The organism is Nicoliella sp. ESL1120 (genome assembly GCF_058508515.1).
Window position 1 is genome coordinate 367,139 of record NZ_CP196383.1, and the last position, 15,185, is coordinate 382,323.

The following is a 15,185-nucleotide window of genomic DNA, read 5'->3' on the forward strand; positions in this document are numbered from 1 at the left end:
CGAACGCTCCTAAATTTGCCGAAACTAGCTGCCGTAACCAAATAATAAACTATGTCCAAAAGAAAGGAATCTGATCATAGGTGGGATGAACACACCTAATAGCTAGGAAGCGAGTCGAACGCTTCTGAATTTGCCGAAACTAGCTGCCGTAATCAAACAATAGACTATATCAAACTTGAAAGGAGTTGATGATAGGTGGGATGAACACACCTAATAGCTAGGAAGCGAGTCGAACGCTCCTAAGTTTACCGAAACTAGCTGCCGTAACCAAATAATAAACTATGTCCAAAAGAAAGGAATCTGATCATAGGTGGGATGAACACACCTAATAGCTAGGGAACGAGTCGAACGCTCCTAAATTTGCCGAAACTAGCTGCCGTAATCAAACAATAGACTATATCAAATTGGAAAGGAGTTGATGATAGGTGGGATGAACACACCTAATAGCTAGGGAACGAGTCGAACGCTCCTGGATTTGCCGAAACTAGCTGCCGTAACCAAATAATAAACTATGTCCAAAAGAAAGGAATCTGATCATAGGTGGGATGAACACACCTAATAGCTAGGAAGCGAGTCGAACGCTCCTGGATTTGCCGAAACTAGCTGCCGTAACCAAATAATAGACTATATCAAATTGGAAAGGAGTTGATGATAGGTGGGATGAACACACCTAATAGCTAGGGAACGAGTCGAACGCTCCTGGATTTGCCGAAACTAGCTGTTAATAACCTAGCCTTGAATTCTAGATTATTGTTGAACAAGTTGACTCAATGCATTAAATCGATTTACAAACTCTTTGTATGTGATTGCCTTAGGATAGCTATTAAACTTCATCTTAATGATTTCATCTTTATCAAAAAATGAGATTAATGATTTAATCTGACTGGTATAGTGGCGAACTGAAGAGTATCCTCTATATGAATTCAATAAATACTTATCTTTAATACAATAACCATCTCGACTAGAATTGATTTTAATATTAACTTCATTTGAATGGTCAATCTTAGTTTCAAATAACTCTAATAATCTTTTTTTATATCTATCCTTTAAAATATTAGTTGCTGAACCAGAATAATTACTAGTGCTGGGCAGAATGTTCATTTTAGTTAACAGTTGATGCCAAGCTGGACTGTTATCTGAATTAGGGGAACAGAGTAGCTTCTTATCTAGTTGATTATCATTTTTAATTTTTTCAACTGCATTTACAATAGTTTGTAGTTCATTAGGGTTAGATGTAATGTTAATATTATTCAATACTTCTTTAGTGTTCATTTATAAAACTTCCTTTCTATTAATAACTTTCATAACTTTCATAATTGGTTTTAGTGCGGCTGCCTTTCTAGCCGCACTTCAGTTAATTCAAAAAAGCAATGGTTCATAATTATTACCACTGCTTTCTAAAATATTTATGTTTCAATCCTTACAGATTTGATTTTAGACTGTGGGCGCACCTAACCCACAGTCCCATTTGAAGATTGATCTTTTTAATGGTGGCTAAGGGCTTGATTGAAATCAACTAACTCAAGTTTCCATGAATTAGCACTAGCTAACATTTTAACGATGCTTGCCCACTGTTTAGCGTTTTGAATACCATTGAAGTTATTCTTTAACCACTTGTTTAACCATGAATTTGTTGCATTATAGACAAACTTTGAATTAGTGGTTACGTATAAATTATTATTACTGAGATTAAAATCTTGCCTGGCTTTAATCAATGCATAATAAAGTGCATAAACCGCCATTTGATTTCGATTTGAGTTTCTAATCGGATGCTTACTACTTTGACGTAAGCGATTACTACCACTTGCTGTATCAAATTCAATTACATAGTCATAGGTAAAAGACTTTCCCTTTGGTTTATTTACTGTCTTGGAATTTGATCTAGTATATATTTTTATTTCTCCCATGTTATCACTCCTTTTGATTTATAAATTTTAACAGCTAGGGAACGAATCGAACGCTCCTAAATTCACCAGAACTAGTTACTCAATGCTATTCTTCTGAATAATGAAGAGTGTTATTCAACTTGTTGAGCCGATTTACGAATTCGCTATAAGTAATTGATTTTGGATATTTATCAAAACTATTATTTAAGATTTCATCTTTATCATAGAATACAATTTTATGATTAATGGCTTCAAAATGATTGTAAAGCGCTCGATAACCACGAAAAGCTTTATTAAATGCAGTATTCTTCATACAATACATTTGATCTTTTGGCATCCATTTAACATATACTCGATTCGGTGCAATCAATTTGGTCGAGAAAGTTTTGAGTAGCAGTGTTTCATATTGAAATTTTAAAACTCTTGTTGCTGATTGAGAATGATTGCTTGTGATTGCAAGAAGGTTCATTTTAATCATTAACCTTTTCCAATCCTTATTTTGATCAATATTATTTGAAAGCTGGAATTCCTTATTAGGACTTTCACTGTTTATTAAAATGATATTATCTAATAGGGATTTTATTTTGTTAAAGGCAATTGGGTCATTAGTACATTGAAGCTCGATTAAGAAATCTTCAGTTTTCATATTAGAAGCATCCTTTCTAAAATTGATATCAAAAAAAGCAGTTGCAAACACATTACAGCTACTTTTTAATAGTTACATATTAAATTTTTGTATTCATTATCCTTGATTGTGCATATTGATGAATAGCTATTGCGAATCCACTTGTACTTAAGTGGAATAAACATAAGATATTATTAGTAATAAACTTAAATATAAAACATATAACATTTATTACAAATATGGTCATAAGACTCCGCGTACTTAAGCGGAGTCCACTTATCAATTCAATATTATTTTTTTAAATAGTAAAACTTAATTATGTATAATATTTCTCCTATAATTTATAGTAAAAACGTCCTTACAAGCAGCCAGCCCCACCTGGTTTCTGCTCATCAGCCAACATAACTTTCGATTAACGATCATTATGGAACTACTTATTTTTACCCTCATAGCTCGTGATTTTTCAATCAATGGCATTGCCCTAACAGAGATTTTGTTTATTGTGCTGTATTTGTCGTTCGCATGTCCAGCACTTACGGAATGAAATTACTTTCACTCACGAAACATTTTATGGTTAGGCTGCTTTAACCTCTCACGCAGAAATCTACGGGTAGCTATATAGTGCCACCAAACCTAGTATTGTTTCAATTTTACACCTAAACAAATGTGCTTGTCAAACTAGCTGTTGATAAAAAAACCCGCCACGTTCATGGCGGGTTTTGATTATTTGAAAGGATCAACCTTGTAGGTAAATTCATCCTTAACTAATTTAAAAGTTCCTAAGAATTTCCATTGTTTAGTATTTTTCAACCAAATCTTTAAATGCTTGCCACTTTTAGTGACTTTCATCATATCTTTAGCATCTGATGTAGATTGAGTGTGAGTTGCTTTTAATTGGTAGGTGCTCTTACCTGTTTTCTTATAATATGGAACCCCTAAGATTGGGTAAGCAGAGTGCAGAGTTTTATAACCCTTTCCGTTATTTTTGAAAACGCTAGCATCAGAAGCCACAGTCCCATAGTTAAAGCTTATATTCGTACGATAATAAAGATTATTCTTTCCTTTAATCTTCTTATTGCTCAACCAAGTGTGCTTTTCATCATTAGTGATTGCACTAGGGACGCCCTTATGCCACGTACTAGCATTTGCAGATGTAAATGATGCTCCAGTTGTGAATAAAGCTATTCCTACGATTGATGCTGTTACTAGATTGTTTATTTTCATGTGGCTTCCTCCGATATTTTAATTAACTTTTACAATTAATAGTATATTACGATGTATAAAAATTTTAAAATAAAAAATAAGTACAATTTTTCCAGCTTTTCCTTGGTTCCAGTCTCATAGTCAACAATTGTATAACTACATATTCTATCCTTAATTCTCGTCTAAATGCACAACTGTTTGTCAAAAGATTTCTTAACAACATCTCTGATGTGATTTTAATGGATTGAAGTAGATTGATTAAAATTATTTTATAATATATTATCACAAATATTTATTTGAATTTTATAACATATTTAAGTTAGATGATATAATTAAAAATATAGCAGATGCTTTGAAACATTGATACATAAACGTTTATATAACTGCATAAACAAGGGAGATTTTTACAATGAAAATTAAAAACACACTTGTAAGCTTTATGACTGTTATGATTACCGTCTTGACCTTTAGTACTGTCGCGAAGACCGCCCATGCCGATAGCAATCCATTAGCAGGTGGAGATCCAAAAGTTATTAATACCATCTTAAATAACTTTAATGTCAATTTACCAAACCGTTATTTAATGTATGATCCTAATCCATACATGTCTAATGCAAATTATAAAAAGGGTACTAAAATAATTTATGGTCGATCAAACACCAGTTTACAATTCACTCAATTCCCTGAAAGTGAAACAGATACACAATACGGAACTCGTAACGTTGGTGGAATTGCAACTGGTAAAATTATTAAAAAGAAAATGAGCGACTGGGGAATTGTTTATTATCAAGTTAAATTCAATAACCCTAAAAAAACATATTGGGTTCTAGCAGCAGATTTACATTTACCAAAAAATCCTAATAAAAACAATACTACGATTACTGACGCTGATAATCAAAACGTCGGACTCAACTATGTTAATTACGTACGTGATCAACACGGACAAGCCCCATTAACTTGGAATGATCATCTTTATACCTTAGCACAAGAACGCAACCAAGAAAATATCCAAACTTTTAAAGATAATCGCAGTATTGATCATTTTAATTCTGATGGCAGTTGGAAAGTAGACAACTTAGTTCAACAACACGGATGGAATGATTATGTAGCAGGAGAAAACATTTCAGATGCTGTTTCCTCTGACACACCAAGAACAACAATAATTAATATGGTAAACGAATTCATGTATAACGATGCAGTCGGTGAAAATTGGGGGCATCGTTACAATATTCTAAGATCTGACGTTACTCAAATGGCTATGGCAACCACTTACAGTAACGGCGTGTACTTCCAAACCATGTTATTCAAATAGAATAAACAAGGAGATTTTTAAAATGAAAATTAAAAACACGCTTTTAAGCTTTTTGACGGTGATAATCACCGTCTTGACCTTTAGTACCGTAGCGACGAATGTCCATGCTGATAGCAATCCATTAGCAGGTGGCGATCCAAAAGTTATTAACACAATTTTAAATAACTTTAGTACCGATTTACCAAATCGTTATTTAATGTATGACCCTAATCCATATATGCCTAACGCTAACTATAAAAAAGGCACTAAAGTCATTTATAATCTTTCAACAACAAGTTTACAATTTACTCAATTACCAACAAATGAAACTGATACACAATATGGAACCCGTAAAATTAAAGATAATGCTAAAGGAACCGTAGTAAAAAAATACATGACAGATTGGGGTATTATGTATTACAAAGTTAAATTTAACAATCCTAGAAAAACTTATTGGGTTCTAGCCTCTGATTTAATGCTACAAAAAAATAATAATAAATATAATACAACAGTTACGGATGCCGATAACCAAAACGTAGGACTTAACTATGTCAATTACATTCGTTATCAACATGGACAATCAGCATTAACTTGGAATAACCATCTTTATACGTTAGCTCAAGAACGGAATCAAGAAAATATCCAAACATGGCAAAACAATAATGAAATGTCACACTTTAACGCTGATGGAAGCTGGAAAGTAGACACTTTAATTCAACAAAATGGATGGAATGATTATGTATTAGGTGAAAACATTGCAGCTACTACTTCATCTGATACACCCACCGATACTATGATCAATATGATCAACGAATTTACGTATAACGATGCCTTTGTTGAAAACTGGGGTCATCGTAACAATATTTTAAGAACAGACGCTACTCAAATGGCAATGGCCACAACTTACAGTCACGGCATGTATTACCAAACCATGTTATTTGAATAGCATCGAACTATAAAACAGTGACTCTTCACTGCTTTTTGTACATAAACGTTTATATAAATGTATAAACAAGGGAGATTTTTACCATGAAAATTAAAAATACACTTGTAAGCTTTATGACTGTTCTGATCACCGTCTTGACCTTTAACACCGTCGCGACGAACGTACATGCTGATAGCAATCCATTAGCAGGGGGCGATCCAAAAGTTATTAATACCATCTTAAATAACTTTAATGCCAATTTACCAAACCGTTATTTAATGTATGATCCTAATCCATATATGGCTAATGCCAATTATAAAAAGGGCACTAAAATCTTTTATAATCGTTCAGATACTAGTTTACAATTCAGCCAATTACCTACAAGTGAAATGGATACACAATATGGAACTCGTAAAATTGCGTCTAACACAAAAGGAACAATTATTAAAAAACAAATGAGTGATTGGGGTATTATGTATTACCAAGTTAAGTTCAATAACTCTAGAAAAAACTATTGGGTTTTGGCTGCCGATTTACACTTACAAAAAAATAAAAATAAAAATAATACCATTATCACTGATGCAGATAATCAAAATGTCGGACTTAACTATGTGAACTACATTCGTAATCAACACGGACAATCCACATTAACTTGGAATAATCATCTTTATGAATTAGCTAAAGAACGGAATCAAGAAAATATCCAAACTTGGGAAGAAACTGAAACTGCTTCACATTACAATGCTGATGGTAGCTGGAAGGTTGATAGCTTAATTCAAAAACATGGTTGGAACGATTATGTAATAGGCGAAAATATTTCTAACACAGCTTCATCTGATACACCCACCGATACTATGATCAACATGATAAACGAATTCACATACAACGATGCGTTTAGTGAAAACTGGGGACATCGTTACAATATTTTAAGATCTGACGTGACACAAATGGCTATGGCAACAACTTATAGTAATGGCTTATATTACCAAACCATGTTATTCGAATAGCATCGAACTATAAAACAGTGACTCTTCACTGCTTTTTGTACATAAACGTTTATATAAATGCATAAACAAGGGAGATTTTTACAATGAAAATTAAAAACACACTTTTAAGCTTTTTGACGGTGATGATCACCGTCTTGACCTTTAGTACCATCGTGACGAACGTACATGCTGATAGCAATCCATTAGCTGGTGGTGATCCAAAAGTTATCAACACGATTTTAAATAACTTTAATGTCAATTTACCAAATCGTTATTTAATGTATGACCCCAATCCATACATGAGTAACGCAAATTATAAAAAAGGAACTAAAGTAATTTATACTTGTGGAAATACAACTTTACAATTCACACAATTCCCAACAAATGAAACAGATACCCAATACGGAACTCGTGTCATTACAGAAATAGCAAATTGTACAATTATTAAAAAGAAATTAAGTAATTGGGGAATTGTATATTATCAAGTCAAATTTAATAATCATAAAAAAGCTTACTGGGTTCTAGCCGCTGATTTACACCTACAAAAGAACCCCAATAAAAAGAATACTAACGTTACTGACTCAGATAATCAAAACGTTGGACTAAACTATATTAATTACGTACGTGATCAACACGGACAAAACCCATTAACTTGGAATGATCATCTTTATACTTTAGCAAAAGAACGTAACCAAGAAAATATTAATACTTGGAAAACAAATGGAACTCAATCACATTATAATTCCGATGGTAGTTGGAAAGTAGACCAACTAATTCAACAACATGGATGGAATGATTACATTATCGGTGAAAATATCTCTAATACCTACTCTTCAGATACACCACGAACAACCATTGTTAATATGATTAATGAATTAACATACAATGACTCTGTTGAAGAAAATTGGGGTCACAGATATAATATTTTAAGAAGTGATGCCACTCAAATGGCAACAGCAACAACATATGCTAACGGAAAATATTTCCAAACAACATTATTCGAATAGAATAGCTAAGGAGATTTTTACAATGAAAATTAAAAACACACTTGTAAGCTTTATGACTGTTCTGATCACCGTCTTGACCTTTAACACCGTCGCTACTAACGTCCATGCTGATAGCAATCCATTAGCAGGTGGCGACCCCCGTGTCATCAACACGATTTTAAATAACTTTAATGTCAATTTACCAAATCGTTATTTAATGTATGACCCCAATCCATACATGGCTAACGCAAATTATAAAAAAGGAACTAAAGTAATTTATAATCTTTCTAATACCAGTTTGCAATTTACTCAATTACCAACAAATGAAACTGATACTCAATATGGAACAAGAAAAATTACAAATCAAACTAAAGGAACAGTAATTAAAAAATTCATGAGTAATTGGGGCATTATGTATTACCAAGTTAAATTCAATAATCCTAGAAAAAAATATTGGGTTTTAGCATCAGATTTAATGCTCCAAAAGAATCCTAATAAAAATAATACCACTATTACTGACGCTGATAATCAAAACGTCGGACTTAATTATGTAAATTATATTCGCAATCAACATGATCAAAAAACATTAACCTGGAATGATCACCTTTACATTTTAGCTCAAGAAAGAAATCAAGAAAATATTCAAAGTGTTAAAAAAACAAATAATATGAGCCATTTTAATAGTGATGGAACCTGGAAAGTAGATAATTTAGTTCAACAACACGGATGGAATGATTATGTAATGGGAGAAAATATTGCTGATAATGGATCAACTGATAATCCTAGAGATAGCATAATTAACATAATTAACGAATTCATGTATAACGATGCCGTTGGTGAAAACTGGGGACATCGTGAAAATATTTTAAGAAGTGACGCTACACAAATGGCCATAGCAACCACTTACCATGACGGTCTATATTACCAAACTATTTTATTCGAATAGAATCAATATTACAAATCTAAAAGCGAGTGATAATCATCACTCGCTTTTTTATACATTTAACCATTTTGCGTTTTTTGTTGCTGAATTAATATATCACAAACATCCTTATTAGTAATGACCTTATTATTATAATAGGCTAGAGAATGTCTAAATTTCCTTTGCTTCCGTTTTACCCCGTTAATTAGTGATTCTTTTGAATGTATTAAATACTCAAACTCTCCCGCCTCAAAAGCTTCGGTTTGTTTAGGAGATAAAAATTGGCGCACGATTGGGTCACCGTCCATTAAATAGTCGATTAATTGCGAACATAACTTAATTTCTTCGTCACTAGTAAGAATATTCTTTGCTTTAATAAAATCATACTCTCTACCATATTCGTCGGTAATTAAATTAGCGTTAAAAAAAAGATCTGGATTCTCATCACGAAACTTCTTCATGGTTTCCCATATTTCACGCTTACCCCTATTTGCTAAGGGGACATCAAAAAAGTCTGATTTATACATATTTATTTTGATTCTTTTAGCTTTGGGATATTGATTTAGTTCATCCATATTTACAATTAAGGGATAATTGCTATCTAGAAAATAACCCGGTAGAAAATATTCATCCATTAGGATATTGTTCCTAGATCCGCTTTTACCATTTTTGGTTGCATTATAAGGGGCAGCAACATGATAATCGCTTCTGTCATTGATTTTATATGATTGTAGAGAACTATAATTCATCGGGGCAACTTTAGCTTGGAAACTGATTGCATCACCCTCGTTGAGATTACCCAACTCTTGAATTGAACTACTGTATGGAACGCATCCAATTTGATTGAACAAAAACACTTGATTGTTTACTGTAATGTTTAAATCCTTTAAAAGGATTCGGGTGTTAATATAATGCTCATTTGAATCCTTTGGTGAACTTACAGGTAGATAAACTCCTGCATAAGTCCCACTAAATTGATACCTTTTATTTCCATCTAATTGTTCAACTTGCTCAGTAGTGATAACGTCCACATAAATCATCCCTTTAAAAGTATTCTAAATGTATTTTAACACCTTAGTTGCAAATTTTGATTTTATTTATCCTTATTTACCACTCGTTTGCTGATTTTAACCACTTGCCAATAATCAACGATTTTAGATTATTTTGTAGCTATAATGATAATAATCATAAATCGAAATGAGGGAATCGTAATGGCATTATTACAAGTAAATGGTTTAACCCAACAATATGGCAATAAAATAGCTGTTAACAATATTGATTTAAAAATTGAAGCTGGTCAATTGGTGGCATTCTTAGGGCCAAATGGGGCTGGTAAGTCAACGACGATTAATATGCTGACGGGTATCAAAAAGCCCAAGGCAGGTACGATTAGCTTAGATGGCTTAAAACCTAATCAACATGAATATCGTCATCAAATTGGTGTCGTGTTCCAAGACAGTGTTTTAGATCGCGACTTGACTGTGAAACAGAACTTAATGTGGCGGGCTGGGATGTATAAGCACATCGACTATGATTTTGTTGATCGCCTAATGAAGGCGTTCGATATTACTTCGATTGCCAAGCAAAAGTACGGGTCACTTTCTGGTGGGCAACGGCGGCGGGTCGATATCACACGGGCATTGTTACATAGACCACGCTTGTTGTTCTTAGATGAACCCTCAACGGGATTGGATATCCAGACGCGTAATAAAATTTGGGAAGTCTTAAACCAACTCAGAGCGCAATATCAGCTCACGATCATTTTGACGACCCACTACCTGGAAGAGGCTAACATCGCCGATTACGTTTACGTCATTGACCACGGTCAAATCATTGCGGATGATACCGTTGCTGATCTAAAGGCAAAGTACGCTAAGGACGTTTTGACGATTACGACTGATTCCGTTGACCAAGTGGTTGCACTAGTCAATCAGAATTGGCCAACGAAGGTCGATGGGCATCAGGTAAAAATAATGGTACCAAATGTCGATGCAACGATTCAATTCTTGAACACCGCGCGGCCTTTGATCAAAGAAATGGAACTCAAACGTGGCGATATGAACGACATCTTTGTCGCCCTAACTGGAAAGGAGATCAGATAATGATTAATTTGATTAAACGGAACTTAACGATCTATTTTGCCAACCGCAGCGTGGTTTTCTTCTCCATCTTTGCGGCATTGATTTCATTTGTTCTATACCTACTATTCTTAAAGAACGGGATGCAACAATCATGGCAGTCGGTTCCAGGAACCAGCAAGCTTTTGGATCCCTGGTTGATTGGGGGAACTTTATCGGTCACTGGATTGACTTCAATTGGGGCGGCCATTAGTCAAATGGTCAAGGACCGTGAAGATAATCATTTAAACGACCTTGAAATGACCGATCTATCAACTAACCAGATTCAAATGGGCTATTTGGTTGGGGCGGTCGTCATCGGGACCTTGAACCAAATCGTGGCCTTTTTGATCATGAGTATCTACTTCCAATTTGTCGATGGCATCAAGATTGCCTGGGACCAAAGTGCCGCCATCTTTTTGATTGCGTTGTTCAGTAGCTTTGTCTGGACGGCATTTAACCTATTGATCTACTCGTTTATTAATAAACAACAGATGGTCCCAACCGTATCTTCGATCATCGGAACCATTTCTGGTTTCATGGCAGGGGTGTACGTGCCAATCAGTACGATGCCTAGTATTGCACAAACGATTATGAAGTTTACCCCATCACCATACGTTTCAGCTGCATATCGGGATGTTTTAATGAAGGAACAACTACATGCTTCATTTAAGCATCTACCCGCATCCGTGCTTAAAAACTTCCGTCTTTCGATGGGCGTCGACTTAAAAATTAAGAGTACCCTACTAACATTTACAGATGTTCTGCTCGTTTTGGGTGGTTTCTTACTGCTATTTATTGTATCTTTATTAGTAGCAAACTATCTCAGAACGAAAGAAGTTGGGGTCCATGCAAGTTGATTTTCACCAAGATGATCAACTATCACCAGATGAAATCAAACTATTAGTTAGTGCCAAGCAGCTAACACCAAAAGTCGTGGAATTGATCAATCGATTGGCCGAAATACCAACCAATTCAGCTTCGGTCCTGCCGTTATCCATTGATGACCGAGTCGAAATGGTCAATTTAAATGATATTATTTCGATCGAAGTCTTCGGCAGTGACCTAACGATTGCAACTACGAACCATCAATATTCATTTCACGGCCAGTTGAAGAATATTTTAGCAAAGATTAATGACCAGCGGTTCATCCAGATTGCTAGGGGGACCGCAATTAATATTGACCATCTCAATTCATTGGAAGCCGGCTTTTCTGGTAATATGACGGCGTTTTTAGACCATGAAGTGAAGTTGAACGTTAGTCGAAAATACCTACCAGATTTGAAAGCGAGGTTGCGAATGTGAAAAAAATAGTGAAAGAGTGTGTTCGATTTGGGTTAATTGGAATGTGTATTGGCTCTTTCATTTTTATGTTAAGTGCCGCCGTTTATCGCCAATCGCTAATTACCCGCTCGGATATCCTTACCACCTTATTAATGAGCTTTTTGATCGGTGAGTTATCAATGATTTTTCGCTATAGCCACTTACCGTATCTAGCTAAATTAGTGATTCATTACCTCGGAACGAACGTTTTAGTGATCGTGACCGGAATTTATAATCACTGGATCGATAACTGGATTTCGTTTATTATTATGTTGGCAATCGTATATGTGATAATCGTAGTTGTTCAGTATAAAATCTATGCGCGCGATGCCAGTGATGTTAACCGTCTGATTCAAAAGCGGAAGCAAAACCAGCGTTAATCAATTTAATAAATATTTAGCAGTCACGCCATAATTGGGGTGACTGTTGTGTTATATTAGTAAATAATATAACACAAGGAGTTTAGTATGATTTTATTGTTATTGGTTATCATTGGATTTATTATTGGCGGATTTATCATCTCAATGGGGGGCGGTGGAGCTGCATTTTACCTGGGCGTGTTGACCGGTTTAATGCACATTTCACCAGCCAGTGCAACAGCAACGTCATTGTTCACGGCTTTACCGTCATTATGTATCGGTGCATACAGCCACTACCGAACCGGGAATATGAAGTTCAAATTTGGCAATCGCATGTTGATTACCGCTGTTCCGGCTACCGTGATTGGTAGTATTTTAGCGGGTTATTTATCTGAAACCGTTTATAAAGTTTTGTTGTTCCTCTTGTTCCTTTGCTTAGGTGCTCAGATTCTATGGCAATCTTTCCGACCTCGTTCAGCTGATCAACAAGCAATTGGGCCAGCATTAAGTCTAGGAAAAGCCCTCTTTTTTGGGGCCCTCAGTGGACTGATGGTAGGAATCGCCGGATTAAGTGGTGGTAGTCCGCTAGTAGCGGGGATGTTATTGATGGGCTTATCAATGCAGCAAGCAGCAGCCACCTCTTCATATGTATTGATCATTACGTCGATCGTGGGCATTGTAATGCACTCTACTGCTGGGCGGATCGCATGGTTGCCAGGTTCAGCATTAATGATTGGGGCAATTGCCGGAGCTGCACTAATGCCATTTGTTTTAAATCACTTCGATCCGCTTAAGGTCACCAAAACGCTGCGGCCGATTATGGGGATTGTTATGATTATTATGGCAATCACGACGATTATTTAAGGAGGAGTTTGAATTGCACAAAAAACTTAGCATCGGGGAATACGGCAATCGGATTTTGTTAATGATCATCATGGTACTATTGATTGAATTTATTCAAGTGCCGATTGCACTGGTTAATAGCTATCATCAACCAGTGGCACAGCTCTTATTGGTGGTTGGCTATTTCATTTTTTATGCGGTAATGATTGCAGTTGCTTGGCATTATTACAGAAAATACCATCCCGCACCCATTGGTAAAATGAATGGTAACGCATTTTGGACGGTGATTGCAGTATTTCTAATTGTGAGGGTATTTAGTGTCGCAATGGTTTTATTCTCGCAAAAGTTTTTCAATCAAGAACAATCCAGTAACCAAAATGCAATTAATAGTTTACTGTCTTCTAATAAAATTGTTCTGTACTCAATGTTATTAGGGATTATCGTCCTTTCGCCAGTACTTGAAGAACTAGTATTTCGGGGGATGCTTATTGATGGATTATTAAGTAATGTTTCTACGCTTTGGGCAATGGTGATCAGTGGGGCAGCATTTGCGACCGCCCATGCATTTAGTAATCCGTTTTTATTTATGGTTTACGCCTCAATGGGTGCTGGAATGGCGTTTATCTACCGTAAAACGGGGACGATTAAAGCGAATATTACATTCCACATGCTAAATAACCTTCTAGCATCAATTTCCTTCTTACCATTACTATTTAAATAAAGCAGGGGGTAGATTAGAATGAATCGGAAATTATACCGTTCAAACCAACGGATTTTGACAGGCGTGCTTGGTGGGATTGCCGAATACTTTGGTTGGGATGCAACATGGGTGCGGCTTTTATATGCGGCAATTACGATTTTTAGTGTTTTCTTTCCAGGCATCTTTTTTTACATTGTTGCGACATTGATAATCCCTGATCAGCCTAACCGTCGGAATATCGATGCTGATGAATATGATTCCAAAAATTAAATCTTTAAGACTAACTCTGGATGAAACATCCGGAGTTTTTTTGTTTATTAAATTTTTTTGTAACTTGAATGTAACAATATTGAAATCAGTCTGTATTAGTTTTGTTTTAATTTAGTATTATTTTTTTCCTATAATGACAATAGTTAAAGATTTATGAATAATAAACTAATCAAAATATCATTTATTTGGGGATGAAGATATTGAATTATAAAAAAATAATCAAATTGATTTTAGTACCATTGGCTTCAGTTACCATTTTTGCAGGTGCGACTACAGTACATCAACCAGCCGCTAATGCTGCTAGCAAGAAAGCGGTCAAAGTAGCATACAAAGTTGCTTTATCAAAGCTAGGTTCACCATACGTTTACGGTGCTGTTGGACCCACTTCATTTGATTGTTCAGGATTTACTCAATACATATATCAAAAAGCGAACGTTTCAATTGCTCGGACAGCTCAGGGACAATACAATACGACTAAGCCAGTATTAAGAAGTAACCTTAAGAAAGGTGACTTGGTATACTTCGGCGATGATTCAAGTTCAATTAGCCACGTTGGTTTCTATATCGGAAATGGGCAAATGATCGATGCCCAAAATAATGGGGTAATTACCGAAAGCATTGATGCTCCATGGTGGAGTATCGTTGGATATTCAAGACCTTAATTGATCAATAAATAAGGCGGAATCGTAAATAAACGGTTCCGCCTTTTTGAAACCAAAAAAATAAAGCCGCTGATTATTTTATAATCA

The 15,185-nt window shown here is 35.2% G+C and carries 18 protein-coding genes; 13 read left to right on the forward strand and 5 right to left on the reverse strand.

Going from position 1 to position 15,185, the window contains the following annotated elements; genetic code table 11:
• Positions 1-747: 747 nt before the first annotated feature.
• The 4 genes from ACSYTE_RS01750 to ACSYTE_RS01765 form a co-directional block, all read right to left on the reverse strand.
• Positions 748-1,272 (reverse strand): hypothetical protein, encoded by a 525-nt coding sequence (locus tag ACSYTE_RS01750; RefSeq protein ID WP_491717004.1) that lies wholly within the window; start codon positions 1,270-1,272, stop codon positions 748-750.
• A 212-nt stretch (positions 1,273-1,484) separates the two neighbouring features.
• Positions 1,485-1,907: a ribonuclease H family protein gene (locus ACSYTE_RS01755; protein ID WP_491717005.1), complete on the reverse strand. Its 423-nt coding sequence runs from the start codon at positions 1,905-1,907 to the stop codon at positions 1,485-1,487.
• Positions 1,908-1,992: 85 nt separating this feature from the next.
• Positions 1,993-2,532, reverse strand: coding sequence for a hypothetical protein (locus tag ACSYTE_RS01760; protein WP_491717006.1), 540 nt, complete (start codon positions 2,530-2,532; stop codon positions 1,993-1,995).
• Positions 2,533-3,234: 702 nt separating this feature from the next.
• The gene (locus ACSYTE_RS01765; RefSeq protein WP_491717007.1) at positions 3,235-3,735 is read right to left on the reverse strand and encodes a hypothetical protein; all 501 of its coding nucleotides are present in this window, start codon (positions 3,733-3,735) and stop codon (positions 3,235-3,237) included.
• A gap of 388 nt (positions 3,736-4,123) precedes the next feature.
• Here ACSYTE_RS01765 and ACSYTE_RS01770 point away from each other — a divergent pair, with 388 nt between their 5' ends.
• The 5 genes from ACSYTE_RS01770 to ACSYTE_RS01790 all read left to right on the forward strand — a co-directional run bounded on the left by ACSYTE_RS01770 (position 4,124) and on the right by ACSYTE_RS01790 (position 8,848).
• Positions 4,124-5,026 (forward strand): CAP domain-containing protein, encoded by a 903-nt coding sequence (locus ACSYTE_RS01770; protein ID WP_491717008.1) that lies wholly within the window; start codon positions 4,124-4,126, stop codon positions 5,024-5,026.
• A gap of 22 nt (positions 5,027-5,048) precedes the next feature.
• Positions 5,049-5,951: a CAP domain-containing protein gene (locus ACSYTE_RS01775; RefSeq protein WP_491717009.1), complete on the forward strand. Its 903-nt coding sequence runs from the start codon at positions 5,049-5,051 to the stop codon at positions 5,949-5,951.
• A gap of 83 nt (positions 5,952-6,034) precedes the next feature.
• A complete protein-coding gene (locus ACSYTE_RS01780; RefSeq protein ID WP_491717010.1) occupies positions 6,035-6,937 on the forward strand; it encodes a CAP domain-containing protein in 903 nt (300 codons plus the stop codon).
• 83 nt (positions 6,938-7,020) lie between these two features.
• Entirely contained in the window at positions 7,021-7,923 is a 903-nt protein-coding gene (locus ACSYTE_RS01785) for a CAP domain-containing protein (protein WP_491717011.1), read from the forward strand.
• 22 nt (positions 7,924-7,945) lie between these two features.
• Positions 7,946-8,848 carry a CAP domain-containing protein gene (locus tag ACSYTE_RS01790; RefSeq protein ID WP_491717012.1) on the forward strand — a complete coding sequence of 301 codons (903 nt, stop codon included), beginning with the start codon at positions 7,946-7,948 and terminating at the stop codon, positions 8,846-8,848.
• A 56-nt stretch (positions 8,849-8,904) separates the two neighbouring features.
• On the opposite strand, the gene ACSYTE_RS01795 is transcribed toward ACSYTE_RS01790, so the two are convergent.
• Positions 8,905-9,855 (reverse strand): hypothetical protein, encoded by a 951-nt coding sequence (locus ACSYTE_RS01795; protein ID WP_491717013.1) that lies wholly within the window; start codon positions 9,853-9,855, stop codon positions 8,905-8,907.
• A 180-nt stretch (positions 9,856-10,035) separates the two neighbouring features.
• Between ACSYTE_RS01795 and ACSYTE_RS01800 the strand changes: the two genes are divergently transcribed.
• The 8 genes from ACSYTE_RS01800 (at position 10,036) to ACSYTE_RS01835 (ending at position 15,098) form a co-directional block, all read left to right on the forward strand.
• Positions 10,036-10,926, forward strand: a complete 891-nt coding sequence (locus ACSYTE_RS01800; RefSeq protein ID WP_491717014.1) for an ABC transporter ATP-binding protein — start codon at positions 10,036-10,038, stop codon at positions 10,924-10,926.
• Positions 10,926-11,801 carry an ABC transporter permease gene (locus ACSYTE_RS01805; protein ID WP_491717015.1) on the forward strand — a complete coding sequence of 292 codons (876 nt, stop codon included), beginning with the start codon at positions 10,926-10,928 and terminating at the stop codon, positions 11,799-11,801. The genes ACSYTE_RS01800 and ACSYTE_RS01805 overlap by 1 nt, the downstream gene beginning before the upstream one ends.
• Positions 11,791-12,246, forward strand: a complete 456-nt coding sequence (locus tag ACSYTE_RS01810; protein ID WP_491717016.1) for a LytTR family DNA-binding domain-containing protein — start codon at positions 11,791-11,793, stop codon at positions 12,244-12,246. Before ACSYTE_RS01805 ends, ACSYTE_RS01810 begins: the two co-directional genes overlap by 11 nt.
• Entirely contained in the window at positions 12,243-12,644 is a 402-nt protein-coding gene (locus tag ACSYTE_RS01815; protein WP_491717017.1) for a DUF3021 domain-containing protein, read from the forward strand. Before ACSYTE_RS01810 ends, ACSYTE_RS01815 begins: the two co-directional genes overlap by 4 nt.
• A gap of 90 nt (positions 12,645-12,734) precedes the next feature.
• On the forward strand, positions 12,735-13,487 hold the full coding sequence (locus tag ACSYTE_RS01820) for a sulfite exporter TauE/SafE family protein (RefSeq protein WP_491717271.1): 753 nt from the start codon (positions 12,735-12,737) through the stop codon (positions 13,485-13,487).
• A gap of 13 nt (positions 13,488-13,500) precedes the next feature.
• Positions 13,501-14,187: a CPBP family intramembrane glutamic endopeptidase gene (locus tag ACSYTE_RS01825; protein ID WP_491717018.1), complete on the forward strand. Its 687-nt coding sequence runs from the start codon at positions 13,501-13,503 to the stop codon at positions 14,185-14,187.
• A gap of 18 nt (positions 14,188-14,205) precedes the next feature.
• Positions 14,206-14,436 carry a PspC domain-containing protein gene (locus tag ACSYTE_RS01830; protein ID WP_491717019.1) on the forward strand — a complete coding sequence of 77 codons (231 nt, stop codon included), beginning with the start codon at positions 14,206-14,208 and terminating at the stop codon, positions 14,434-14,436.
• Positions 14,437-14,627: 191 nt separating this feature from the next.
• On the forward strand, positions 14,628-15,098 hold the full coding sequence (locus tag ACSYTE_RS01835; RefSeq protein WP_491717020.1) for a C40 family peptidase: 471 nt from the start codon (positions 14,628-14,630) through the stop codon (positions 15,096-15,098).
• The last annotated feature ends 87 nt before the right edge of the window (positions 15,099-15,185 follow it).

Excerpts from the sequence above, each read along its gene's own strand:
- ACSYTE_RS01750 (WP_491717004.1), bottom strand. The coding sequence starts at position 1,272 with ATGAACACTAAAGAAGTATTGAATAATATTAACATTACATCTAACCCT.
- ACSYTE_RS01755 (WP_491717005.1), bottom strand. The coding sequence starts at position 1,907 with ATGGGAGAAATAAAAATATATACTAGATCAAATTCCAAGACAGTAAAT.
- ACSYTE_RS01760 (WP_491717006.1), bottom strand. The coding sequence starts at position 2,532 with ATGAAAACTGAAGATTTCTTAATCGAGCTTCAATGTACTAATGACCCA.
- ACSYTE_RS01765 (WP_491717007.1), bottom strand. The coding sequence starts at position 3,735 with ATGAAAATAAACAATCTAGTAACAGCATCAATCGTAGGAATAGCTTTA.
- ACSYTE_RS01770 (WP_491717008.1), top strand. The coding sequence starts at position 4,124 with ATGAAAATTAAAAACACACTTGTAAGCTTTATGACTGTTATGATTACC.
- ACSYTE_RS01775 (WP_491717009.1), top strand. The coding sequence starts at position 5,049 with ATGAAAATTAAAAACACGCTTTTAAGCTTTTTGACGGTGATAATCACC.
- ACSYTE_RS01780 (WP_491717010.1), top strand. The coding sequence starts at position 6,035 with ATGAAAATTAAAAATACACTTGTAAGCTTTATGACTGTTCTGATCACC.
- ACSYTE_RS01785 (WP_491717011.1), top strand. The coding sequence starts at position 7,021 with ATGAAAATTAAAAACACACTTTTAAGCTTTTTGACGGTGATGATCACC.
- ACSYTE_RS01790 (WP_491717012.1), top strand. The coding sequence starts at position 7,946 with ATGAAAATTAAAAACACACTTGTAAGCTTTATGACTGTTCTGATCACC.
- ACSYTE_RS01800 (WP_491717014.1), top strand. The coding sequence starts at position 10,036 with ATGGCATTATTACAAGTAAATGGTTTAACCCAACAATATGGCAATAAA.
- ACSYTE_RS01805 (WP_491717015.1), top strand. The coding sequence starts at position 10,926 with ATGATTAATTTGATTAAACGGAACTTAACGATCTATTTTGCCAACCGC.
- ACSYTE_RS01810 (WP_491717016.1), top strand. The coding sequence starts at position 11,791 with ATGCAAGTTGATTTTCACCAAGATGATCAACTATCACCAGATGAAATC.
- ACSYTE_RS01830 (WP_491717019.1), top strand. The coding sequence starts at position 14,206 with ATGAATCGGAAATTATACCGTTCAAACCAACGGATTTTGACAGGCGTG.
- ACSYTE_RS01835 (WP_491717020.1), top strand. The coding sequence starts at position 14,628 with ATGAAGATATTGAATTATAAAAAAATAATCAAATTGATTTTAGTACCA.